General features: G+C 46.2%; 22 protein-coding genes and 1 pseudogene. 15 read left to right on the plus strand and 8 right to left on the minus strand.

Annotation, left to right across the window (positions count from 1 at the left end; genetic code table 11):
* Positions 1–396: 396 nt before the first annotated feature.
* From QUA62_RS29460 to QUA62_RS20235, 3 genes are all read left to right on the plus strand, one after another.
* Positions 397–558: a glutathione S-transferase family protein gene (locus tag QUA62_RS29460; RefSeq protein ID WP_445301693.1), complete on the plus strand. Its 162-nt coding sequence runs from the start codon at positions 397–399 to the stop codon at positions 556–558.
* Between the two features lie 75 nt (positions 559–633).
* Positions 634–1695: an NADH:flavin oxidoreductase/NADH oxidase gene (locus tag QUA62_RS20230; RefSeq protein ID WP_333406247.1), complete on the plus strand. Its 1062-nt coding sequence runs from the start codon at positions 634–636 to the stop codon at positions 1693–1695.
* Between the two features lie 171 nt (positions 1696–1866).
* Positions 1867–2604, plus strand: a complete 738-nt coding sequence (locus QUA62_RS20235; RefSeq protein ID WP_333406248.1) for an SDR family oxidoreductase — start codon at positions 1867–1869, stop codon at positions 2602–2604.
* Positions 2605–2653: 49 nt separating this feature from the next.
* On the opposite strand, the gene QUA62_RS20240 is transcribed toward QUA62_RS20235, so the two are convergent.
* The gene (locus QUA62_RS20240; RefSeq protein ID WP_333406249.1) at positions 2654–2950 is read right to left on the minus strand and encodes a hypothetical protein; all 297 of its coding nucleotides are present in this window, start codon (positions 2948–2950) and stop codon (positions 2654–2656) included.
* 40 nt (positions 2951–2990) lie between these two features.
* Between QUA62_RS20240 and QUA62_RS20245 the strand changes: the two genes are divergently transcribed.
* The 5 genes from QUA62_RS20245 (at position 2991) to QUA62_RS20265 (ending at position 8283) form a co-directional block, all read left to right on the plus strand.
* Positions 2991–3896 (plus strand): D-hexose-6-phosphate mutarotase, encoded by a 906-nt coding sequence (locus QUA62_RS20245; protein ID WP_333406250.1) that lies wholly within the window; start codon positions 2991–2993, stop codon positions 3894–3896.
* Positions 3897–4228: 332 nt separating this feature from the next.
* Entirely contained in the window at positions 4229–5755 is a 1527-nt protein-coding gene (locus tag QUA62_RS20250; protein WP_333406251.1) for a phosphomannomutase/phosphoglucomutase, read from the plus strand.
* 52 nt (positions 5756–5807) lie between these two features.
* Positions 5808–6035, plus strand: a complete 228-nt coding sequence (locus QUA62_RS20255; RefSeq protein WP_190658651.1) for a hypothetical protein — start codon at positions 5808–5810, stop codon at positions 6033–6035.
* 560 nt (positions 6036–6595) lie between these two features.
* Positions 6596–7537 (plus strand): M23 family metallopeptidase, encoded by a 942-nt coding sequence (locus tag QUA62_RS20260; protein ID WP_333406287.1) that lies wholly within the window; start codon positions 6596–6598, stop codon positions 7535–7537.
* A gap of 209 nt (positions 7538–7746) precedes the next feature.
* Positions 7747–8283 carry a late competence development ComFB family protein gene (locus QUA62_RS20265; protein ID WP_190658647.1) on the plus strand — a complete coding sequence of 179 codons (537 nt, stop codon included), beginning with the start codon at positions 7747–7749 and terminating at the stop codon, positions 8281–8283.
* A 233-nt stretch (positions 8284–8516) separates the two neighbouring features.
* On the opposite strand, the gene psb29 is transcribed toward QUA62_RS20265, so the two are convergent.
* On the minus strand, positions 8517–9230 hold the full coding sequence (gene psb29, locus QUA62_RS20270) for a photosystem II biogenesis protein Psp29 (RefSeq protein ID WP_190658646.1): 714 nt from the start codon (positions 9228–9230) through the stop codon (positions 8517–8519).
* 343 nt (positions 9231–9573) lie between these two features.
* On the opposite strand from psb29, the gene QUA62_RS20275 reads away from it, so the two are divergent.
* The gene (locus QUA62_RS20275; protein WP_190658644.1) at positions 9574–10194 is read left to right on the plus strand and encodes a chromophore lyase CpcT/CpeT; all 621 of its coding nucleotides are present in this window, start codon (positions 9574–9576) and stop codon (positions 10192–10194) included.
* 243 nt (positions 10195–10437) lie between these two features.
* Here QUA62_RS20275 and QUA62_RS20280 read toward each other — a convergent pair whose 3' ends face one another.
* Together QUA62_RS20280 and hemF are read right to left on the minus strand one after the other, a co-directional pair.
* Complete coding sequence (locus QUA62_RS20280) at positions 10438–10800, minus strand: STAS domain-containing protein (RefSeq protein WP_006631392.1); 363 nt, start codon at positions 10798–10800, stop codon at positions 10438–10440.
* 57 nt (positions 10801–10857) lie between these two features.
* A complete protein-coding gene (gene hemF, locus QUA62_RS20285) occupies positions 10858–11901 on the minus strand; it encodes an oxygen-dependent coproporphyrinogen oxidase (RefSeq protein ID WP_190658642.1) in 1044 nt (347 codons plus the stop codon).
* Between the two features lie 190 nt (positions 11902–12091).
* On the opposite strand from hemF, the gene QUA62_RS20290 reads away from it, so the two are divergent.
* The 3 genes from QUA62_RS20290 to QUA62_RS20300 all read left to right on the plus strand — a co-directional run bounded on the left by QUA62_RS20290 (position 12092) and on the right by QUA62_RS20300 (position 14313).
* The gene (locus QUA62_RS20290; RefSeq protein WP_006631390.1) at positions 12092–13162 is read left to right on the plus strand and encodes an Mrp/NBP35 family ATP-binding protein; all 1071 of its coding nucleotides are present in this window, start codon (positions 12092–12094) and stop codon (positions 13160–13162) included.
* Positions 13163–13293: 131 nt separating this feature from the next.
* Positions 13294–13485, plus strand: a complete 192-nt coding sequence (locus QUA62_RS20295) for an NAD(P)H dehydrogenase subunit NdhS (RefSeq protein WP_015175937.1) — start codon at positions 13294–13296, stop codon at positions 13483–13485.
* A 159-nt stretch (positions 13486–13644) separates the two neighbouring features.
* Positions 13645–14313 carry an HAS-barrel domain-containing protein gene (locus QUA62_RS20300; RefSeq protein ID WP_333100500.1) on the plus strand — a complete coding sequence of 223 codons (669 nt, stop codon included), beginning with the start codon at positions 13645–13647 and terminating at the stop codon, positions 14311–14313.
* Positions 14314–14505: 192 nt separating this feature from the next.
* Here QUA62_RS20300 and QUA62_RS20305 read toward each other — a convergent pair whose 3' ends face one another.
* The gene (locus tag QUA62_RS20305) at positions 14506–14769 is read right to left on the minus strand and encodes a peptide ABC transporter substrate-binding protein (protein ID WP_333406252.1); all 264 of its coding nucleotides are present in this window, start codon (positions 14767–14769) and stop codon (positions 14506–14508) included.
* Positions 14770–15012: 243 nt separating this feature from the next.
* Positions 15013–16213 (minus strand): annotated as a pseudogene (locus QUA62_RS20310) (ISAs1 family transposase).
* A gap of 155 nt (positions 16214–16368) precedes the next feature.
* Here QUA62_RS20310 and QUA62_RS20315 point away from each other — a divergent pair.
* Positions 16369–16605 (plus strand): helix-turn-helix transcriptional regulator, encoded by a 237-nt coding sequence (locus QUA62_RS20315; RefSeq protein ID WP_333406253.1) that lies wholly within the window; start codon positions 16369–16371, stop codon positions 16603–16605.
* Positions 16606–16703: 98 nt separating this feature from the next.
* Positions 16704–17006, plus strand: a complete 303-nt coding sequence (locus QUA62_RS20320) for a Rieske (2Fe-2S) protein (RefSeq protein WP_333288458.1) — start codon at positions 16704–16706, stop codon at positions 17004–17006.
* A 203-nt stretch (positions 17007–17209) separates the two neighbouring features.
* On the opposite strand, the gene QUA62_RS20325 is transcribed toward QUA62_RS20320, so the two are convergent.
* Entirely contained in the window at positions 17210–20122 is a 2913-nt protein-coding gene (locus QUA62_RS20325) for a TIGR02921 family PEP-CTERM protein (protein ID WP_333406254.1), read from the minus strand.
* The gene (gene xrtO / locus QUA62_RS20330) at positions 20100–21686 is read right to left on the minus strand and encodes an exosortase O (protein WP_333406255.1); all 1587 of its coding nucleotides are present in this window, start codon (positions 21684–21686) and stop codon (positions 20100–20102) included. The genes QUA62_RS20325 and xrtO overlap by 23 nt, the downstream gene beginning before the upstream one ends.
* A gap of 127 nt (positions 21687–21813) precedes the next feature.
* On the opposite strand from xrtO, the gene smpB reads away from it, so the two are divergent.
* Positions 21814–22281 (plus strand): SsrA-binding protein SmpB, encoded by a 468-nt coding sequence (gene smpB, locus QUA62_RS20335; protein WP_333406256.1) that lies wholly within the window; start codon positions 21814–21816, stop codon positions 22279–22281.
* The last annotated feature ends 477 nt before the right edge of the window (positions 22282–22758 follow it).

Genomic DNA, 22758 nt, shown 5'->3' on the forward strand with positions numbered 1-22758 from the left:
AGGGTAATGTTTCACCTCAACGAGATGAGCGCGGTGAGATTAAATCAAGTTACTTTTTTTAATCCATTTCAGATCGAATAAAGTGGTGTTGATTACTTTTTTGTATTGAGCGGTTTTATCACGGTGTAGGTTCACAAATCTGCGCTCGGTAAAAAGGATTAGTTAAAATCGTTTTTATTTATTCAAGCCCTGGTTGCGGATTTACCCGATATACTGGATAATTACTCAGGCACTTTTGTCTCTTTTTCTAGCAATCCCCGGTTTTGCTAACAATAAAGATTTAGGTTTTAGACAAGTAATTTGGTCGTTGCTCTTGATACCTCAAAATGACTTGTCCATTCGGGATGCAGGTGGGACAAAGCTGCCGTCGCACCTGTAAAAACAGCGCTAGAGGCGATCGAGTCCCTAACTGCAGGACACCCGTATTTGCTCGGTCACGAACTGAGCATTGCCGATTTCTACCTAATTCCGGTCTTCAGCTACCTATCGCAGACCCCAGAGTACGAAGCAACGATCAACTATCGCGCGAACTTCAAAGCTGCGGACTTGGTGGAATGAGGTCACTCAACTTCCCAGTGTGAAAAAAGTCTGTGCTTGACATCTGTGCACTTTATAACTTAAGGGTTTACAACCATGTCGCATTTATTTGAGCCATTGGATCAACGCGGTGTTACATTCCGAAATCGCATTGCAGTTTCTCCCATGTGTCAATATTCAAGCGTTGATGGATTCGCGAATGATTGGCATTTGGTTCATCTCGTCAGTCGAGCCGTAGGAGGGGCAGGGCTGGTGATGACTGAAGCAGCGGCAGTCGAGCCTGAAGGACGAATTACGCCGCAAGATTTGGGAATCTGGCAAGATGCTCACATTGAAATGTTGGCGCGAATCGTCGAGTTAATTCACCGCAACGGTGCGGTTGCGGGGATTCAACTTGCTCATGCAGGTCGAAAAGCCAGTACAGCAGCTCCGTGGGATGGCGGCGATGTGCTTTCGGAATCTCAAGGAGGATGGACTTCGATCGCCCCTAGCGCCATTCCATTTGAACCCGGTACCCCCGCCCCGATCGCTCTGAGTATCGAAGACATTCAGAAGCAGACCACACTCTTTGTCAGCGCAGCCCAACGCGCCCTCGAAGCCGGATTTGACCTAATAGAGATTCATGCGGCTCACGGCTACCTACTGCATGAATTTATGTCTCCCTTGAGCAATCAACGGACAGATGACTATGGTGGCAGTTTTGAGAATCGCATCCGGTTTTTATGTGAAGTCGTAGAAGCGGTGCGAAATGTTTTGCCCGATCGAACACCGCTTTGGGTTCGCATCTCTGCAACCGATTGGCTTCCAAATGGTTGGGACATTGAACAAAGTATTGTACTCAGCTATAAATTAAAGTCACTGGGCGTTGATTTAATCGATTGTTCCTCAGGCGCAATTGTACCGGGTGAAAAAATTCCGACGGGTGCAGGTTATCAAACTACCTTTGCCGATCGCATTCGACGCTCCGCCAACATCGCCACCGGAGCCGTTGGTATGATTACTGCACCCGCGCAGGCCGACCACATCATCCGTACAGGTCAAGCAGATATGGTATTACTTGCCAGAGAAATGCTGCGCGATCCTTATTGGCCGATGCAGGCTGCGAAGCAACTACGTCAATCCGTGCCTGCTCCAGTTCAATACGCTCGCGCTTGGTAATTAAGCGGATTTGCGATCGATTTTACACAACTCCACTAGGAATCCCTTTTTTAGTGTTTATGTAAACCAGTGGCTCAATAAAGGCTTGTTTGATTCTGCGATCCCTTCAAGTACAAGGCACGTTCTCATCGCCGTGACGCGAGTCGATTTAATCAACTAACAGGAGTGAATATGTCTGAGATTCAAAACAAGGTTGTCATCATTACAGGAGCAAGTAGCGGTTTAGGTGAAGCCACCGCTCATCGTCTAGCTGCCAGCGGAGCCAAACTCATGCTTGCTGCCCGCCGCGAAGATAGACTCAAGGACTTGGTGGCTGCAATCGAAAAAACAGGTGGCACAGTTGCCTATCGAGTCACCGATGTTGCCGATCGCGCGCAGGTGCAAGCATTGGCTGACGCAACGCTGGAAACCTATGGACGCATTGATGTGCTGGTCAACAATGCCGGTTTAATGCCATTGTCTCCCCTTGACCAGATTAAGGTGGATGAGTGGGATCAAATGATTGATGTCAACATTAAAGGCGTACTTTACGGCATCGCAGCAGTGCTGCCGACTATGCGCCAACAGAAGTCTGGGCACGTAATCAACTTGTCGTCTGTTGCAGGACATAAAGTATTTCCGGCGGGGGCAGTTTACTGTGCTACCAAGTATGCAGTGCGAGCGATTTCCGAAGGGCTGCGGCTGGAGTCAAACGGTGAAATTCGTTCTACCAACATTTCACCCGGTGCAGTTGCGACTGAGTTGACCAGTACCATCACTCATGGTGATACGGCATCAGGGGTGGATAAGTTGTATTCAGTCGCCATTGATGCCGATGCGATCGCCCGGGCGATTGCCTATGCCATCGAGCAGCCCGGTGATGTGGATGTCAACGAAATGATCATCCGTCCGACTCGTCAGGAGTTGTAAAGTGGGGCGCATCAGAGTCGATCGACTCAACTGAATTTAACCCAATGGCTCAACGGGAGACCGAATGGCTGGTGAAATGCACTAGATTCGAGGTTGCACAGGTAAGCCGTTGCTGCTGATTCATAGTTTGGCGGGAAGCTGGCGATCGGGGCATCCCATCCTCAACGAGCTCGCTGCTAAACGCGATCGGCTTGCTTACGAATAACTCAGCAAGGTGCGTCGGTGCGTTCGATCGCACATCCCCTCGCCATCGGTTGGCACTTCCAATCTGTTTGTCGGAGGGCATGGTTGTGTCGATCGCACCTTCCCCCCTCCAACCCAACAATCTAATCAATCTAGCAACCATAATATCGGATAATTGTAAAGCAATTCACCAAGCCAAAAGCATGAGTATTGACCAATTAAACACGGACTACGGCATCGCCGGCCACCTCACCTTCGCCACCGGAAACGGTGGTTTCCCGATGATTCACATCGACAACGGCCAAGCCAAAGCCTTAATTTCTGTGTATTCCGGTCAAGTGCTCTCCTTTCAACCCGCCACCGAAACCACAGACTTGATGTTCGTCAGCGAAAAAGCCTACTACGCCGAAGGGAAAGCCATCAAAGGCGGTATACCCATCTGTTGGCCCTGGTTTGGCCCAGATCCCGAAGCCTTGGGGCGTCCGAGTCATGGGTTTGTGCGGAATCGCCTCTGGAATGTGCTAGAAACCGCCACAACCCCAGACGGCGCAACCAAAGTCACTCTAGGACTCAAGGATACCGATGAAACTAGAGCAATTTGGCCGCAAGCCTTTGAACTGGCGATCGCAATTACGATCGGCACCAGCCTCACTGTAGAATTAATCACCCGCAATTTAGGCGACAAAGCATTTCCCCTCACCCAAGCTTTGCACACCTATTTCCAAGTCGGCGATATCAACCGCGTGCAGGTTTTAGGTTTAGAAAATAGCCAGTATCTTGATAAAGCGGATGGTGGTGTCGAAAAAACTCAAGTGGGTGCAGTGGTAGTAACAGGTGAAGTCGATCGCATTTATCTCGATGTCACTAACGAATTAGTCATTGACGATAGCGCCCTCAATCGTCGGATTCGCATTAAATCATCTGGTAGTAAATCCGTCGTAGTGTGGAATCCCTGGGTGACAATTTCTGCAAATATGGCCGACCTTGATGATGCAGATTATCAGCGTTTACTCTGCGTAGAAACGACCAATGCAGCTACAGATATTGTGGAAGTTCCCGCTCATGGTGAGTTCCGCTTGCAGGCAATTTACAGCGTTGAACGCGACTAAGTAATTAGAACTTAATCTTAGCGGTGATGGGGTCAAAATTCCCAGTAAGCGGTTCAACATTTCGATTGGATATTTTGGGCGTTGCTGAAATCCCACGCACAAGACTGGGATTGTTTCTTTAAATACAACTTAAATGCCGATTAGCTGATTGAATTGAAACACTCTGTCACCCTAATGACTAATAATACCAAATCTAAAATTTCTCCCCTGTTTATTTCTTAGTCCGCGAAAGACGTTGGGCTAATGGGACTCGAACCGTCTAGCCACCGACGAAAGTTTGTACGATCGGTTTCAACCGCCGGCTCCGATCTTTTTACTTACCATCAATTATTATGCAAATCTTCAACTGGACAAAACTTCAAAATGGATCAGACATTCGCGGTATCGCCCTCGAAGGCGTTCCCAATGAAACAGTCAACCTAACGCCCGAAATTGCGACAATCTTAGGTAAATCCTTTGTCAGTTGGCTGGTGCAAAAAGTCAATAAGCCAGCGGCAGAATTAACGATCGCGATCGGGCGTGACAGTCGCCTATCAGGGCCAAGCCTAATGCAAGCAGTCATGGAGGGAATCGCCTCAGTTGGTGCAACCGTATACGACTTTGAAATGGCCTCAACCCCCGCCATGTTTATGAGTACCATTACCCCTGGTTTTGATTGCGACGGTGCGATTATGCTCACTGCTAGCCATTTGCCATTTAATCGCAACGGCTTAAAGTTTTTCACTGCCAAAGGTGGGTTACAAAAGCAGGATATTACAGATATCTTAACACTAGCCCAAAGCAATTACTTTGAGCCAGCCTCATCGCCCGGTAAGATTATAAAGCATGATTTTATCTCTGTTTATGCTAACCAATTTGTCACAAAGATTAGGGAATCAGTCAATCATCCCGATAATTTTGATGAACCACTAACAGGATTAAAAGTAGTTGTAGATGCGGGCAATGGTGCTGGCGGTTTTTATGTTGATAAAGTCTTAAAACCTTTAGGTGCAGACACTACGGGCAGTCAGTTTTTAGAACCCGACGGTACTTTCCCCAATCATGTGCCAAATCCCGAAGATAAACAGGCAATGCAGTCAATTTGTCAAGCGGTAATTGAACATCAAGCAGATTTTGGGATTATTTTTGATACCGATGTCGATCGCAGCGCGGCTGTCGATCAAGTTGGCAAGGAACTCAATCGCAATCGCTTAATTGCCTTGATTTCTGCGATCGTATTAAAAGAACACCCAGGCTCTACCATTGTTACCGATTCTATCACCTCCGATGGCTTGACACAATTCATCGAACAGGATCTAAAAGGGATTCACCATCGCTTTAAACGTGGCTACAAAAATGTGATTGACGAGTCGATACGCCTCAATGAAGCGGGACAGGAATCATGGCTGGCGATTGAAACCTCTGGACATGGAGCTTTGAAAGAAAATTACTTTCTGGATGATGGCGCTTATTTGGTCAGCAAATTATTGATTGAATTGGCTAAATCCAAGTTAGCAAATCAATCTTTGCCCGATTTAATTGCGACTTTAAAAGAACCCGAAGAAAGTGCAGAATTTCGGATTAAACTTGGTGTAGATGATTTCAAGGCTCACGGCGATCTCGTTATTGAACAACTGCAAGAATTTGTCTCAACGCAAGCCGACTGGAAAATAGTTCCCAATAACTACGAAGGTTTGCGAATTTCCTGCACGTCAGCTAGCGAATCCGGCTGGTTTCTGTTACGATTATCACTCCACGATCCGGTGATGCCTTTGAATGTTGAGTCGAATGTTAAGGGTGGTGTCGCTCGCATAGTCGCTCGGCTTTTAGCTTTTTTCCAAACCACCGAATCCCTTGATTTTTCGGCACTATCGATCTAAGTTTTACTCGTGTCAGACTATTAGTAAACCAAACCCAAGGAGGAATTTAATCATGTGGCTTTTAATCATAAAATGTTCTGCTGAAAGCTGGGAGACCCATTCCAAAGCTTTCAAAGCCATCGCGGCCAAATATCCGGCCACGCCTTCCTCTTCCAAAAAGATGAAAGGCGACGGTCAACGCATCATGGAATATCAGCTTGAGAATGTCAATGATGTAGAGGAATTTATGGAAGAATGCTTGACATTAGATGGTTTCACTGCTACCTTTGAATCCCTATAATTCTAGGTGATAAGATTATAGCAAGTCTCAATTTTTATCTCATACCATTTTAGAGGTGAGATTTTAAAATTGGGAATCAATACTATTAGGCCAAAAACAGGCTACAATAACTAGAGAGTTTGAGGAAGTTTGTGGGAAAGTAAACGGCAAAGAAAGAATTGATTTAACAGCTCTTGAGTTAAAAATAATTGGGTTGTAGCGCCGTGAACTATAACTAATACCAATTGTTAAAGGTTATGCAACAGTAGCTAGGACAGATAAAATATAATCCTATCCGCTTAGAGATGAAGAGTGTTTATGTTAAAAGTTGGGCTCTCCTTGATTTGTGGTGGAAAGGGTAGTGTGAGCGTCTGCCTCAAGCGGGCTTTCCTCCCCGCTACGGGAATTTTTATTATTCTTATCACCTCAAGTTAAGTATTTATTAAAGTGAGTCTCTCATCTCCAAATCTTTGACCGAGCTTTTTACCTAAGGCTTTTTCTCTCGACTTATTGCGGATTGCTATAGTTAGTCTAGATAGTTAAAAATATATCAGCGAGACAAAGATTAAGGACACCTAGTGATGATAATGACTGTGAGTCGAGGCAACGGCGGGCTAAGTGCTGAAATAGTTACGGGTCGGATTTTGCGGTGGCGGCAGTTCAAAGCAAACAAGCTAACCGCCAGTTCGATCGGGGGAATTGTTGCTGGCTTTCTGAGTTTTGCCCTGCCGGTGCAAGCTTTGCAGGTAGTTGTGACGCCGACAAATCCCGAACTGGGAGATACGCTGTCAGTAATTATTCAGGCTGACGGTAATGGCGGGGAAACTCCAAAAGTTTCTCTACAGCAAAAAAACTACCCCGCCTTTCCCATCGGCAACGGGCGCTTTCGGGCCTTGCTGCCGACGACGCCGTTAGAGAAACCCGGTGCCCGCCAAATCCAAGTCACAGGTGATGGACAAGTGCAGAAGTTGAGCGTGCAAGTGCGCGGTCGAGATTTTCCCACTCAATCCATCTGGCTACCGCCTGGGAAAGACGAGGAAGGTACAGATGCCGAATTCGATCGCGTAGACGCATTTAAAGCACTGGTGACACCCGAAAAATTTTGGGACGGCAAATTGTTGCGCCCCAACTCCGGCGAAATTACTACTATTTACGGGGTGCGACGTTATTATAATGGGGTATTTGCTCAAGACTACTACCACCGCGGCGTCGATTACGCAGGTGCTTACGGTTCCCCTGTCGTGGCACCAGCAGCAGGTCGGGTGTCTCTAGTGGGACGCGAATCGCAAGGCTTCAAAATCCACGGGAACGTGGTTGGTATCGACCACGGTCAGGGGGTAGCAAGTATTTTGATGCACCTCAGCCGGATTGATGTCAAGGAAGGCGATGTCGTGAAAGCTGGTCAAGTAATCGGTGCTCTGGGGTCAACGGGGGCTTCCACAGGCCCTCACCTGCACTGGGGACTTTACGTGCATGGGCAGTCCGTCGATCCTGTACCTTGGCGGCTTCAGGGAGTTGAGTAGGATTTTTTACAGGTTTTGACGGATTTATCAGTCAATTATGGGGTAAGTTTGTGGCTGGGGTGTGCAGATAACTGTTATGGGTTATCTGTAATTGAGTTAGGATTTGTATAAAATTTCTCAACTCAACCCTCACAACTCGAATCTCAAGACGCTAACCATCGCGTCTTCACAAAACTTTATTAATGATGCCGTTGAGCGGGGACGCATATATGAGTATTGAAAAAATTGTTGAACAGGCTTTGCAGGATGGTTATTTAACGCCGTCTATGGAAGCTGAGGTGGGACGCATCTGCAATACGGCTTCGGAATTGTCGATCGAAGAGTACATGGCTCTCGATCGTCTGATGGGATCTTTGTTGACTGGCGAAGTTGTGGTTCTGCCACGCAAACAGTTCATCAACGTTATGGAAGAGTTGGTCCTGAGCGATGCGATCGCTAGGGTGGCCGAAATTGAGGCGACGAGCGACCTGAGTCTAGATGTGGGAGATATTGCAGCTTATGCTTTAAATAGGCTGCCACCTCTGTACGCTACGACGGAAGAGGGCGCTCACTTTCAAAGGGCTAGGGCTAAAGAGCAACTTCACGATTTGATTTCCAAAGAAGTCAACGCAGCGATCTCCCGCAACTTGGATCGGCCTGACACCCCAAACCCCACAGCTTTGGGCAAGTCTTCTGGAAACGAGGTTCTTTCACAGCTAAGCACTTGGCTGCAAGCTAACGCCACTAATTTTGAGCCGCAGCCTTAGTACCACCCCAACAGCTCTATTTCAGTTAAGTCGATCCCGCTCAATTCAGAAAGCGGGATTTTTAGTTTCTGAGTCAGCAAGATTCATCTGAAGACCGAAGCCAGAAGGCACAAGACCGAAGCCAGAATTCAAGAAAAAAAATTAAAATTTAAGAGTTTTCTTTATTTGTTACATCAAATAAAAAATTCCCTCTTCCTTCTTCCCTCTTCCTTCTTCCTTCTTCCCTCAAACGATTAATTGTTGCTGTCAGAAGAGTCTGCCGAGGGGCCAGCGGTAACTTTTGTTTCTCGCTTTTCGCGTTTTTTCCGTTCCGCTTGGATGACATCTTGAAGCACTATTCGCGCTTGAGCCATTTTTTCCAAATTGCTGCGGTACAAATCTAAATCTTTGCTAACTTTGTCTTCTGGCAGGTGCAAGGCCGCACTGACTTTAGCGATCGCGTTGTTTCGCGTTTCTTGGTCTTTTACTAAGTTAGGGTCAGCTTTTTCTAACAGCGAGAACAAACCGATCGCGAACAACCGGCTGTACTTAAATTGAGGGTTGCTGGCGATCGCCCCTAAAGACGCTTGCAAATCCGCTGTATCTTCAAAGCTGGTCGAACGATCGAGCCACGAGAGCAACTCTTGCCCGGAAAGTCTATCTGCCAAGCTTTCCAATCGCTGAGCGTCTTGCTTGTAGCGATCTGGATCGTCTTCTAGGGACTTGCACAAAGCGTTAAAAATCGAAACTCTGTCTGCTTCTGGGGCGTACCCAAGCATGAATCGATCGAAAGCTGTCACTACACCCAAAGCATAAATCGGGTCGTATTGAAAATCGGCATTCGCCGAAAGCAAGTGCATTTCTACCATCAACTCTTCCACCACTCGACGGTAAATTGAATTGATCGGTCGAGTGTGAATCGTATAGAAACTTCGCTTAGTATCTGAAACAGTACGGTTATTGTTCACCTGAGTCTTATAGATAAATAATTTTGCCGTAGCGGGCGTGCCAGCGCGGCGTGAGTAAAGTCGTGGGAGTCAATTCTGCGATCGGTCTGACAAAAAGTGCCAGTTTTTTTTAAGCGTTGCCGCCTCCTTGCGAGACAAAATTTTATCAAAAAAATTTTACGCGCGATCGGCAGCAACAATTAATATGTCGCAATAGGAGGGAAAAACCCCAGTATCTTTACAATCATAGCTTAGCTGGGATCGCTCATAAATCTAATCTTCTGACTTGCCCAGCCTAGATATGGTCTTGCATATCACAATAAATTTTTCTTGTCAACCACTAATTGTGAAAAATCAAACAAACATGACAATTTCTCCTGAATTAATAGCTTTAGCCCAGTACATGGCGGGCGAATTTGACAACCGGGAACAAGCGCTAGCAGAGCCGACGTGGTACGTCCACCTTCGTTTGTGGCAAAGACCCCTGCCGGTTCGTTTATTTTCCGAACCCAGCATTGCGCTGTTTGCAGAACAAGCCAACATTCTGGAATTAGACAAGCCATACCGCCCCCGCATCGTGCAACTGAGGCACTCACAGATAGCGCCGGGACTTATCGAAGCTCAGTATTATATGTTCCACGACATTACAGCCGTCAAAGGAGCCGGTTGCAACCCCGACTTGCTTGGAAAGCTAACGAAGGAGCAAATCCAACTCCTCCCCGGCTGCACCCTGTCGGTTGCAGTGCAAAATTTAGGCTCAAACAGCTATCGCTTTCGGGCATCTTTGCCGGAGGGAACTCGCTGCGGCTTTGCCTACGGGGGGCAAAATTACCAAGTAGACTTGGGATTTGAAGCCGCAGGCGAGGAATTTCTCAGCTACGACAAAGGAATAAGCCCCACGACAGGCAAGGCTATCTGGGGAGCTTTAATGGGCCCTTTTAGATTTGTCAAGCGTCAGGATTTTGCTGCTGAGATATTGGTTTGAAGCAAGAAGCAACAATAAACAAGGAAGAAAGATTTAGCTATCTAGGATAGAAGGCAAGACTTTACCTTGACCTATTCTTCTACTTTAGTGTTTTGAACCTCTCAACCTCTCAAGAAAGGAAGAAAGCATAAGGAAGCTGGCAAGAGTTTACCTGCTTCCTGTTCTTGTGCAGGGTTCCGGCGCATTTTGTGAGCCTCAAGCTTAAATTACCCGCGACACTGCAATCGATGCCAGCAGGAGTGCTCAACTTGCGCGTGGCACCCCCTCTAGAGCTTCTTCTTCCGTTTCAAAGATTTCAAACACAGAATCCATCATGGTGACTTCAAACACCAGTTTGGCTTCGGGATGAACATTGCAAATGCGGAAACTTCCCTTAACTTTATCCGCATCCCGCATACCTGCTACAAGTGAGGTCAGGCCAGAACTATCGATAAAGTTAACCTGACCAAGATTCACTACGACATGGCGGCTGAGTTTGGAAATACACTCTTGCAACTTGAGGCGGAATTGCCAAGCTGTAGTGATATCCAACCGTCCTGTCGGTGCTAAGACGATAACTGTTGTACCGTCTTGAAGCGTGTGGGTTTTTTGATCAATATGAATCACTGACCCTTCCCTCAAATTTATTATCTATCGCGGTGGTTACTGTCCCAGTAGTTTAACTCAGGTCGGTGACTGCTGAGGCATCCAATTCGCCCAATCTTGCGGTTTTAAGAACTTCGAGTAGAGTTCGGCTTCGGGAGAGTTGGGTTCTGGTTCGTAACAGTATTCCCAGCGTACCAAAGGTGGCAGGGACATTAGAATCGATTCGGTGCGTCCGTTGGTCTGTAAGCCAAAGGTCGTGCCTCGATCGTACACCAAGTTAAATTCAACGTAACGGCCGCGGCGGTAAAGTTGGAAATTACGCTCGCGCTCGCCGTATTCTTTCGATCGGTGCTTTTCAATAATAGGGGTGTAAGCCGGCAAAAATGCCTGGCCGCAATCCTGTACGAAGGCGAACAGCGACTCCCAAGTCCTAGGTTCCGGCACGCCGATGTTGTTGCTGCACTCAGCGGCTTTACCTTTGACATGATGGTCGCGGTAAAGCGCGCCTTGAGCGCTTTGGTAGTCAAAAAACAGGCCGCCCACGCCCCGAGTTTCTTGGCGGTGGGGGAGGTAGAAATATTCGTCGCACCAGAGTTTAAAGGTCGGATAATATCCGGGATGGTGGCGATCGCAAACTGCTTTCAGAGTTTTGTGAAAATGAGCTGCATCCTCAGCCAACGGGTAATAAGGAGTCAAATCCACACCGCCGCCAAACCACCAAATCGGGCCGGCCTCAAAATAGCGGTAATTCAGGTGAACCGTAGGCAAGTAGGGATTGCGGGGGTGCAGCACCATCGAAGTGCCCGTTGCATAGAAATCGTGACCAGCAGCTTCTGGGTGCTTTGCCAGAATCAAAGCCGGCAAACTTTCGCCCCACACTTGGGAAAAATTGACTCCCCCTTGTTCAAAAACATCGCCTTCGCGCATGACGCGAGAACGTCCGCCGCCGCCTTCGGAGCGTTCCCAAGAGTCCTCCTTAAATTTGCCAACGCCATCGAGCTGTTCGAGGGATTGACAAATTTCGTCTTGTAGGCTTTTCATAAATTGGCTGACTCTAGCTCTAGAGTCAGCGGGTGGCAAAAACGGGGAAGTGGCTGTTTTAAGTGTTGTAGAAACTGTCATAAAATTTTCTGTTGTCAGATTTGAGTCTTAGATGGGCGATGAATCCCAAATCCAGTCGTCATGTAATTATGCCACCGTAGGTCTGCAAATGATCGCTATGAAGTTACATTAAAAAATAGCAATAAAAATATACTTAAACCTGCGATCGAAAATTCGCTAACCCAATTGCAGAGCTATGGTGGAGAACACAATGCCCAATACACTCGATGTTAGTTCAGTCTTAGAAATCCTGCGACCCGTGCAAGACCCCGAACTGCAAAAGAGTTTGGTGGAATTGAACATGATTCGTAACATAAAAATTGACGGCGGTGTCGTCAGTTTTACTTTAGTGCTGACAACGCCTGCTTGCCCGCTGCGAGAATTTATTGTCGAAGATTGCCAAAAAGCGGTCAAACAGTTGCCAGGAGTCGAAAAAGTGGCGGTGGAGGTGACAGCCGAGACGCCCCAGCAAAAGGGTGTGGTCGATCGCCAAGGCATTGAAGGAGTGAAAAATATTATCGCAATTTCCAGCGGCAAAGGCGGCGTCGGCAAAAGCACAGTGGCGGTAAATGTGGCAGTAGCGCTAGCGCAAACCGGCGCTAAGGTGGGTTTGCTGGATGCGGATATCTATGGGCCCAATGACCCGACAATGTTGGGTCTGGGGGACGCGAAAGTGATGGTTAGGGACGGGAAAAGCGGGGAAAGCCTCGAACCCGCCTTCAACTACGGCGTCAAATTAGTGTCGATGGCATTTTTAATTGACAAAGACCAGCCCGTCATTTGGCGCGGCCCGATGTTGAACGGGATCATTCGACAGTTCCTCTATCAGGTGAATTGGGGCGATTTAGACTATTTGATTGTCGATATGCCTCCGGGTACTGGAGACGCGCAGTTGACAATGGCGCAAGCGGTGCCGATGGCTGGTGTGGTGATCGTTACCACGCCGCAGACTGTGGCATTGTTGGACTCCCGCAAGGGTTTAAAGATGTTCCAGCAGTTGGGAGTGTCGGTGTTGGGAATTGTGGAAAACATGAGCTATTTTGTGCCGCCGGATATGCCCGACAAGCAATACGATATTTTCGGTTCCGGTGGCGGGGAAAAGACTGCTGCTGAGTTGGGAGTGCCGCTGTTAGGCCGCATTCCGCTGGAAATTCCGTTGCGGGAAGGTGGCGATTCGGGGGTGCCGATCGTGGTGGGGCAACCGGGTTCTGCTTCAGCTAGGGAGTTGCGGGCGATCGCGGGCCGCATTGCCGGTAAAGTTTCCGTAGCAGCCTTAGCCTAACCAACTCTCGTTTCTGGGCTTTGCCTCGCGTCTTCCTGTAAACGAAGATTTGCCTAGTTCTCAGGCTCTGCTTGGGAACTAGAAACGAGAAAAGGTAAGCTATAAAGAGCCAACTTAACATTCACAGAATTATGATTTTTCCAGGTTCGGCAGTTCGAGTTAAAGATAAGGGTGAGATTTACTACGCCTTTCAAGGACAAGTTCAGCGAGTTAGCGATGGGAAGGTCGCGGTACTGTTTGAAGGTGGCAATTGGGACAAGCTGATCACGTTCCGGCTGTCGCAATTGGAACTTGTCGATGCTACGGCTGGTCGGGCGAAATAGTCAGTTGACAGTTGACAGTTGACAGTTGACAGTTGTCAGTTGTCAGTTGTCAGTTGTCAGTTATTGTTTATTAGTACCCACTTACAAATAATAATAAATAACAACCAACAGCCAACAACCAACAGCCAACAACCAACAACCAACTGCCAACTGACTAATATGCGTTTACCTTTACCCCAATTTGCTACAAAAGAGCGCCATCCCGATCGCATTGCTGAGGTAATCGAGACGGCAACTTCGGAGTTTTTGGCTCAATGTTTGGAACCAGAAGACTTAAGTTTTCCCGTGATGCCACCTTTTGGGAGTTGGGTGAAGGCCGAGGATGAAGAGTCTAAAAATCAAATCTACGGCGTGGTTTATTACGCTACGACTAGCCCGATCGACTCGGTACACAGAGCTCGCGCTTTGGGTTTGTCGCTGGAAGAGTTGCGGGAAGAACAACCGCAGATTTTTGCGATGCTCAAAACCGAGTTCCGAGTGGCGATTGTGGGGTTTGAGGCTGCGCCGGAAAGGTTTAACGGTCACGGCCCATCGAGGGGTAAAATTTATCAGTATTTGCCGCCGCGCCCGCCACAAATTCACCAGGCGGTTTATCGCTGCGAACCGGATGAGGTGATTGATTTTACCGTGCAATTGGATTTTTTGAGGACGCTGCTGGGGGTGGCTAATGCGCCGGTGGATGCGCTGACGGCGGCGGCGATTCGGGAGATTTATCAGTTGCGGATGCGCGATCGATCTTGGTTGGTAGAAGCGGGGAGGAGTTTGAGTGTTTTGCTGAAGGATGATTATGACAGGTTGAGGGTGATTTTAAGTCAGATTCATCCGTAGGGAAAAGCTGAATAGTATGTTTGAGGCCGATCGTCAAATATTCAGGCGATCGCACCAGCCCGACTCTAGTATTTGACCGGCCTTACAATTAATTTGAGAAAGAAGAAACGAGCGCACTTAATTCAAAATGCGATCGTCCCATTGAGTTTTGCATAGCACTGCGGCTGATGTAAAAGACCATTTTTGCCCAATTTAATCTAAAGAAACATAGCGAATCAAACTCCGCACGAGCTTGCCGATAGTCGGGATCGGTAAAATCTGCGACCATTCCAGAACTGCTGCAAAGCGACGCAAGTAAAGTGCGCTAACCATTTTATCGATTCCCAACTGCTCGCCAATCACTAGGATCGGCACAGGTTCCCGGTCTGGTTCAGCAGGCACAGGATTTGGCTGCGATGTCGGCGATGTCTGGATTTCGTTGATATCTGTGGCAACAAAAAGCTGTGTTTGAGTCATTGCGCTCGATCTCGTCGATCCGATTGGTGCTAATTGTCAACAATCGGCTGTGTAGGACAGGGTAAACGCATCTAAATTAAGTTGACAGAAAATCCTATTTTTGCGTTAGGTTTTTTCAGAAAAAACCATTCTTAACACTCTTAAATATAATGCAATTAACCCATTTAAAATCGAGCTTTAAGAACTTCTGAATTCTCAAAGCTGAATCAATTTAGATCGGGAATCCGTTTTAGTTTTCGAGCGTTAGCTGGCCGAGTCTAAAATTTGAACTAAATAATTATTATCCATTCCCGCCAGATATCGCTTCATTTTTAAACTTCCTTTAAATTCTTTTTCCTGTTTCAGTAAATTGACAGCACTCGCGACGTATAAGAGCAAAATTTTCAGGAGAATGATCTTTACGAATGCGACTCTTGTCTTCAGAAAAAGTAACATCCAATGTCCAATGTAAGCTATTTTCAATACCCCAATGACTGCGAATTGCTTGAGCAATATTCTCGGCATTACTGGCTAAACTACTTAAATAAAACCGAACTTCTGTGGAAGTTTTATTCCACAAACGTCTTTCACTGACGACCATCACAACCGTTTTTAATCCAGTCCATAATGATTGATTATGAAGAGGTGGCAACTCCGAGACTGCCACCGTCCAAATTTGTCTTTTTTCAACTCGATGATGCCCTCCTTCTATTTGTTGATAATAGCTATGCTCTCTGCCAGCAAACTCTTCTTTACGAGCTAATTCAAACCAGTTTTTTACGTCTTTATGAATGAGTTTTTGATTTCCCTTTAGCGCTAAAAGATAATCTCCTTTCTTCTTAATTATGAGCGCTGCTATTTCTTTCTGACATCCCATAGCATCGATGGTTATTATGCTTTTTTCAATTTCTAGCAGCTCTAACAAAGCCGGAATTGCTGTCACTTCGTTTGATTTCTTATTGACTTTTTTTTGTCCTAAAACTAATTGATGGGACGCCGACCATGCACTGACTATATGTAACGGTTTTTGGCTTTGATTCCGGTCATAAGATTGTTTCATTGTTTTGCCATCGATGGCTATGACTTCTAGCTCCAATTTTTGGGTAATTGAATTTACCCAACTCACAAAACACTCTTGAAACTGCTTCGGTTCAATTCGAGCAAATACTCGACTAAATGTATCATGAGAAGGAATTCCATTCGGCAGTTCTAGAAAACCTTTTAGCCATTCATATTTAGCTTTTCCATAGAGTTCTATTGCTCCCCATCCATCCGCACCGCTGATGACAGCTAGAATGGCAATGGCTACAATATCTATTAGTAAATGCTCTTTACTTCTTTCTATTCTTGGATCGGTCAAGGCCTCAAAATGGTTCAAAAAACTAACGTTCAATAAGTCTGTCGGATTCGATACACCTATTGTTTTTTGTTGGGAAGTTAAAGTCGAAGTAAACCCTTTCGCCATAGATCGCACCTATGAATTACGCACTTGATTTAGCTAAATACTTCATCTTATCATGTTTAAGGTTGAAATTAAGATGCGTTTACCCTGCTGTGTAGGACCTTAGATGACAATCAGCAACGTTTACAGGAGCGTGACTCTCTGACACAATCGGGAGCATGGGAAGAGCAGGTAAAGCCCTCAAAAAAATATTAGAGGCATACGATATCAGTCAATATCAATTGGCAGCACAGATGGAAATCGATCGCTCAAACGTTAGCCGTTGGGTAAGTGAAGAACGAGACCCGTCGGCTGAGGCGGTATTTGCCATTAAGCAAGCGTTGCAAACATTCAATCGAGAGGCTGCTAATGAATTCGTCAGGTTGTACCTGGGAGATGGGGAGGAAAACGGTTAATTTCTGAGGTGTGAAGAGTCTCGCACCTCTCATTGTCCTGCATTCAAGGGCGATCGCCTATTAGTTTGCAATCATTTATTTAAAGCGAGAAAGATTATATGTGGGTAGAGATAACAGGGCTCAATCAAGTTCCCGAATGGGGTGTGTTGAAGGTAAAAGTTGAGGGTACTTCAGTGATTTTGAATCGTCAAGGTCTGAATGTCACTTGTTACCGCAATGCTTGCACTCATTTAGAATATCCGATCGACATGGGTAAGGTAAGCAGCGGTATCATTACCTGTCCGTTTCATAAGTATCAGTACAAATTAGATACTGGTAAATGTTTGAATGCACCCAGCGATGCCCTGGAATCTTATCCGGTAAAGATTGAGAGCGATCGCGTTTTTGTAGACATAGATTAGTTATTCGTTATTAGCTATGAGACAGGGGTTTAAACCCCTGTCTCATAGCTAAAGTCGTCTAAAGACGACTTTAGATTAATATTTGATATCAAGTCCGGCTTAAATACTCCCTCACTCTCTTAGTCTGCGGAGGCAGACTTTGTTTGACAAAGAGCGGTTGAAACCGCCGAACCATCGAGGGAGTAGCCAACCCGGATTTACTTTCAACCTACCATTTTCGCGCGCCGCTGGCGGAGGAAAACCGCCAAAAGCCCGATCGCACCTACCGCCAAAAGCAGCCATTCTTCCGGTTCAGGAACCCCCGAAACATTCAGAGGATTATTCGGCTTACTCAACTGTTCCTTACCAGATTCTACCTCTCTGTCAAATCGATCGCTCTTAGCTTCCGCTGCTTTTAGCTGCTCCCTTTGCGCGTCATTAACTAACACAATCATCGAAGAATAAGGCGTCACCACTTTGAAATTTTTAGCTACTGCGTGCATCGCATCCAGTTGCGTCAGTTGATTTGAACTTTTCTGCTTGCTAAGTGCAGTTATCAACTGCCGCGCAGCTATCGGTTTAAAGCCTTCATTTCCGGCATTTTTGGACTCTGCAACTGGCGCCGATTTTGCGGTTTTTCCCGACTGTGGCGTTTTGGCATAGCTCCAAACATAGCCGTCAACAACACTAACGGTAGATTGGCCCGAAGCTGCTGTGGTTGCTACTCGCTGCATCGCCTCTTTCATATCTGTAGCAACTCCGCCGCCGCTATCTTGAATAACCTTCAAAGTTACGTCGTCGTAGCCGGGGGGCAAACCACCCAAATGCACTGTCCATAGGGGTGCAGAGATGGAAAGTTTAAGTTTGCGATCGTCCGATAATTCGTAACTGTGGCGATCGCTCACCACAAATACAGTATCGTAACTTTTATCGCCCCGCAACTGTGCAAACTGTTGCAGCATATCTTTGAGCTGGATTGTACCGTAAAACGTCACCTTTGCGGCATCGAAATTGCGTACATCTTCCACCAACTTAGGTGGCATTCCCGCAGCGCTGGCGACATACAAATCAACACTATTTTTGCCGGCTGCATTAGCTTTCAACCATTCAAAAGTCTCTTTTACTTCCTTACTTTCTGCCGCCATGCTGCGAGAAGTATCCAGAATAACTGCAAATTTCTTGCCTTGCGGTAGCGAGTAATTTGCATCAGCCAGCGGCTTAGCAGAAATGATATTTCCTCCCGGTAGAATCGCCTGCTGCGCTGTTAGAGGTTGCTGTGCGACTGCGGGCAAAAAGGGTGGTAGCCAAGTTTCTCTTGCTTCTTTCCCGCTGTATTTTACCTCTTTTCCGGCGATCGTGCGGCGAGTATTTTGGTTCCAAAAAATGTTGCGTTTTTCAGCCAAAACAGGCATCGCCCAACCCTGTGGCTGGCGCATGACTTTGTAAGTAAGCCACAGGTGCATTTCGGTTGGTCCGTCAGTTTGGGTGAATTCTCGTTTAGCCGGGATTGGAAAAGCCCGCAAACGGTATTGTTTGGGGCCAATTTGTTCTAGCAAAGCCGGATCGACTCTTTCTACTACCTGTTGATTGTAGACTTGCTGGGCCGCACCGCGAGGCGATACAGTAAATGCAAAACGTTTGTTTAAATCGCCAGTATCTCCCAGCCAAACTCCTGTAACTGCGCCGCTTTCCGGCAGCGAAAAGTAGTAGAATACTTCTTGCAAGTTCGGCGTTTGATTTTTGTAAACTTCGTAGAGTTGAACGTCTGCCCAATCGCCGTTTTCTTTGACTGTCACTTCTTGCGACTGCAACCATACTTTTTCTTGATTGACATTCAGCAAACCAGCTTTAGCCTCTTCCCGGTTTGATGTTGACTGCACCGCATGTTTTACTGCTTCTGTGTCGCCTTTTTGCAGTTCCGTATCGAAGAATTCGCCGTAGAGTTTTTCGGCTTTTTCCACATCAGCACTAGAGCCTTGATACAAAAACGGCGACATTAAAAAATTATAGCTGTTCTGCACCGTTTGAGCTGCTCCGTCAGGCAAATTCAAAGTATTTTTGTAGAGCTCATAAATGTGGTTGTTTTCTCCTACAGTGCTCAGGTAGCGGTAAGGCGACAAATAAGCGTTAACTAAGCCCGATCGAATCATATCAGACTTGGCTAATAAAGTTTGGCGAACCGTGTCATTTGCCGGCGGAGTCGCCAGCATTTTCAGTGCTGCAACTTGTGGCTGCTGCTGCAAAGCGGAGAAAATAGCCAGCCAAGCTGCTATGACTCCCAAACTTCCGATTATCGCTTTATTTTTCCCGTATTGTGCAGCAAAACTCTGCCATATTTTCCGCCCGGAATGAATGTAGAGAAAGCCGTACAGCGAAGGCATGACAACGAATAAGCTACAGGTTAAACCAAAGAATATCAAGAATAACGCTATCCAAGTTAAACCCGAAATTAAACCCCATACCCACGCCCCGTATCTAAACATATCCCAAAATGGTAATACCCATGTAAACTTGAAGAATTCAATCACTGCAGTGAAGAATCCAGCAACTGTCACTAATCCCACAGGTACAGCGTAATACATCAGCAATGTTGCCGCCCAAATGCCAACTACTAGCATTAAACTGTGACATCCTAATTGCAGCCACGCACTTCGTTTTTCTCCGATCAATCTTAAAAAAAGAGGCTGTTTATTAGGGGAAGTTTGAGAATCTGAGATATTTTGAACATTTTCTCTTTTACCCAGATATCCGTACAGCATTTCCACTGAAAATGCTGCAATGCACAAAGCAATAGTAGCGATGATTTGATAACTAGCTGGGGTGAGTTCTCGCAGCAGGAACAAGCGGAGCAAACACAGCAAAAATAGCGGTGCTTCTACGCCGTAAAACCAACGCATTAGCTCTAGGGGTTGCTCGCTAAAACGCCTATACCCTATTACTGTACATACCGTGGGTACAGCGATCGTAGCTGCCATCGTCAAAGTAAACTCTAGCGGGATGATGCCATCGATTGTCGCCATAATTAATGGCACTCCTATAATCGGCAAAATTCCCAAGTAAACAAGCGATAAAAAACTCAAATTCCAGAACCAAAAAATTCTTTTTAAAATTCCATCAAATACCTGTTTTATTTTCATTCATTTCTCCTTGTAAGCTTTGTTTAACGCTAGCGTAGACGTTACCAGCAAACTCTTTTACTTCAGGATTTTCTGCGGGTAACCAACTGTTAAATAAAATGGAAACTAGCACCCAATTGTGATTTTTGTGAGTGAGATCGCTGCCGATACGGGACATGAAGTTATCTGTAGTTAGCTGTGCAGATTGCAGCCAGTATGCTGCTGAGAATTGGTTGTTTTTGAGAGACAGCCAGCGCGCTGTTACTGAAGGAGTTAGTTGTTTTTTTTCTATGCGATTGACGGGAATTCCGCTCGCTACAAAACACAACTCGGGGGCGTGATAAGTTTGCCAGGATGTGCTGGCTACTGTGAGCATGGAACCGCGCAAGTTGCCGGCGACAAATCTGATTTTTTGTGTTTGCGTGTCCGGATAGTTGCCAAAGAATTTTTGTTCGCTAGCATTCAGGGGAATTGACTCTGATTTAATATATTCAGGCAATCTTAAAGGTGCGATCGCCATTTTTGACGTTTCTACATTAGACAGTTGAGCCATGACTGCCAAAACTGTGACTGCTGCAATTATTCCTGGTTTGGCTAAAGGGTGATTTTCGAGAATTTCTGAGTTGGGTTTTGCAGAAATACCGCTGGTTTTTTCTGGCTGAAATTTCGGTACTCGTTGCAGCATTAACCAGGTCACAAAACAAGCACATACTAAACCGACAATTCCCAGAGGAACGTGAATAATTTCTGCTATTTTTGGCTGCTTAAACACTTCTGAAACCAGGACTAACACGGCAACCCGCGCAGCGTTAGCAGACACCAACATTAAGAGATTAGCAGCGGCGACTGCTAGCCATTTTAACCTCAATTTACGCCCTTCCAGCCAGGTAGCAGATAGCAAAAATAGCGTTCCGACTAAGAGGGTTTTAATGCCGCTACAAGGCACGTCAACGTGAGCGATGCCGTTTTCCAAAAGGATAATATCGTAAGAAGAAATAGCCGCAACGTGCAGCATTGAGAGCAACTGTTCTACTACCTGAGCAGTCAGCACTCGCGCCGGCAAACCTAAGCCACTATTAAACTGACTGTTGAATGGTAAAATACAAGCCAGCAAGCCCGCAACTGGCAAGTTTTTTTGCCAAAAGTTCTGCTCGACGAATAAGCCGCACAGCCCGTAAGTTCCGAGGATAAATAGCAGGACAGTAACTTGTTTGATATCAATTATGTACTGAAGGGCGATCGAGCAAATACCCGCACCCAACATCAACAGCAGCGGATATCGCCTCAAAACGAAATTTGGCGAAAATCCCGGCGGGCGATCCTCTTCGAGGGCTACGCTAACGGAGTTGCCAATCGATCGCACTACTAATGCTACAATCAAAAAACCAATTACTATCTTGTACAGTGTGGGTATCTCAACAAACGAGGATAACAGCCACTTAACAGCCGAGATATTGGCCCAAAACCAAGCAAGCGCCAGTAAAAAAGGAGCCAGCCAAACCCAATTAACCGCAGGATGAGGAGTAACAGAATCTGCAATTGCAGAATCAGTGATATTGGTGCGCTGCATGATACCGCTTGACATTCACGTTGGTGACATCTTAGCTCAGCCAAATTGGTAATGTCTAGACCGATTATTTAAGTTTTGTCAAGCTTCGATTTTCTCTACAGAGAAGCTAGCGTTATAGTAATTAATTTTAGCGGAGGTAAAAATGAGCGAAAAAAGCCCAGGATACAAAATTGTTAGCGATAACCGACAAGCGCGCCATCTCTATGAAATTCTAGAGACATACCAAGTGGGCATCGAGTTGAAGGGAACCGAAGTCAAATCAATTCGGGAAGGAAAAGCCAATTTGCGGGACGGATATGGTTTAGTTCGGAACGGGGAACTGTGGCTTATCAACGTTCACATTTCGCCCTGGAGAAGTGCTAGCGACTATTTTAATCACGAACCCCGCCGCACCCGTAAATTGCTGATGCACAAGCAGGAAATCCGTAAATTGATAGGTAAAGTCGAAGAAAAAGGTTTGACTTTAGTGCCGTTAAAAATGTATTTGAAAGGCGGCTGGGTAAAACTCGATATCGGTTTGGGTAAAGGAAAAAAACTGTACGACAAGCGCGAAGATTTGAAGAAACGCGAAGACAAGCGGGATATGGAAAGAGCGATGAAGCAATATTAGTCATTAGTCATCAGTCATTAAACATCTCCGAAAAAGAAACTACAACCTTTGCTACTCGAAGGTTGAAAGTTAAGTTATGGAGATGTTTATTAGTCAGGAGTCCTTAATGATTCATGATTGGTGATTGCTCATTAATGATTGGCTATTTTAAATCGAGTTCGGTTAATTACTCATCATAATATTTTTCAAAATCCTCCAGGGAGGATTTTGACGACTTCTATCGTCACTACAAACTTAATTAGAGTTATTTCACCGGAACCCATCTTACAGCAGATTCTATGTTGATGAACTAAACCCCAGCTCGTTCCATCCCCGTAGGGAAACGGCCTAGGGTAAGTCCCTACACTTCATAAACCTGGAATACGCTGTATCTCCTCATACAGTCGCATACTGTCGATCGACTGACCGCTGACTAAGTATTATTACTTAGGCAAGGCAACAGTTCTACCTTCTTCCTGCTTCCCGCTTCCTTTTTTC

It is taken from the genome of Microcoleus sp. MON1_C1 (assembly GCF_036701945.1).
Lineage (GTDB): Bacteria > Cyanobacteriota > Cyanobacteriia > Cyanobacteriales > Microcoleaceae > Microcoleus.

Bases quoted from the DNA above. Each gene is read 5' to 3' on its own strand.
- QUA62_RS20230 (WP_333406247.1), top strand. From the start codon at position 634: ATGTCGCATTTATTTGAGCCATTGGATCAACGCGGTGTTACATTCCGA.
- QUA62_RS20235 (WP_333406248.1), top strand. From the start codon at position 1,867: ATGTCTGAGATTCAAAACAAGGTTGTCATCATTACAGGAGCAAGTAGC.
- QUA62_RS20240 (WP_333406249.1), bottom strand. From the start codon at position 2,950: ATGGTTGCTAGATTGATTAGATTGTTGGGTTGGAGGGGGGAAGGTGCG.
- QUA62_RS20245 (WP_333406250.1), top strand. From the start codon at position 2,991: ATGAGTATTGACCAATTAAACACGGACTACGGCATCGCCGGCCACCTC.
- QUA62_RS20250 (WP_333406251.1), top strand. From the start codon at position 4,229: ATGCAAATCTTCAACTGGACAAAACTTCAAAATGGATCAGACATTCGC.
- QUA62_RS20255 (WP_190658651.1), top strand. From the start codon at position 5,808: ATGTGGCTTTTAATCATAAAATGTTCTGCTGAAAGCTGGGAGACCCAT.
- QUA62_RS20260 (WP_333406287.1), top strand. From the start codon at position 6,596: ATGATAATGACTGTGAGTCGAGGCAACGGCGGGCTAAGTGCTGAAATA.
- QUA62_RS20265 (WP_190658647.1), top strand. From the start codon at position 7,747: ATGAGTATTGAAAAAATTGTTGAACAGGCTTTGCAGGATGGTTATTTA.
- QUA62_RS20275 (WP_190658644.1), top strand. From the start codon at position 9,574: ATGACAATTTCTCCTGAATTAATAGCTTTAGCCCAGTACATGGCGGGC.
- hemF (WP_190658642.1), bottom strand. From the start codon at position 11,901: ATGACAGTTTCTACAACACTTAAAACAGCCACTTCCCCGTTTTTGCCA.
- QUA62_RS20290 (WP_006631390.1), top strand. From the start codon at position 12,092: ATGCCCAATACACTCGATGTTAGTTCAGTCTTAGAAATCCTGCGACCC.
- QUA62_RS20295 (WP_015175937.1), top strand. From the start codon at position 13,294: ATGATTTTTCCAGGTTCGGCAGTTCGAGTTAAAGATAAGGGTGAGATT.
- QUA62_RS20300 (WP_333100500.1), top strand. From the start codon at position 13,645: ATGCGTTTACCTTTACCCCAATTTGCTACAAAAGAGCGCCATCCCGAT.
- QUA62_RS20305 (WP_333406252.1), bottom strand. From the start codon at position 14,769: ATGACTCAAACACAGCTTTTTGTTGCCACAGATATCAACGAAATCCAG.
- QUA62_RS20315 (WP_333406253.1), top strand. From the start codon at position 16,369: ATGGGAAGAGCAGGTAAAGCCCTCAAAAAAATATTAGAGGCATACGAT.
- QUA62_RS20320 (WP_333288458.1), top strand. From the start codon at position 16,704: ATGTGGGTAGAGATAACAGGGCTCAATCAAGTTCCCGAATGGGGTGTG.
- QUA62_RS20325 (WP_333406254.1), bottom strand. From the start codon at position 20,122: ATGAAAATAAAACAGGTATTTGATGGAATTTTAAAAAGAATTTTTTGG.
- xrtO (WP_333406255.1), bottom strand. From the start codon at position 21,686: ATGTCAAGCGGTATCATGCAGCGCACCAATATCACTGATTCTGCAATT.
- smpB (WP_333406256.1), top strand. From the start codon at position 21,814: ATGAGCGAAAAAAGCCCAGGATACAAAATTGTTAGCGATAACCGACAA.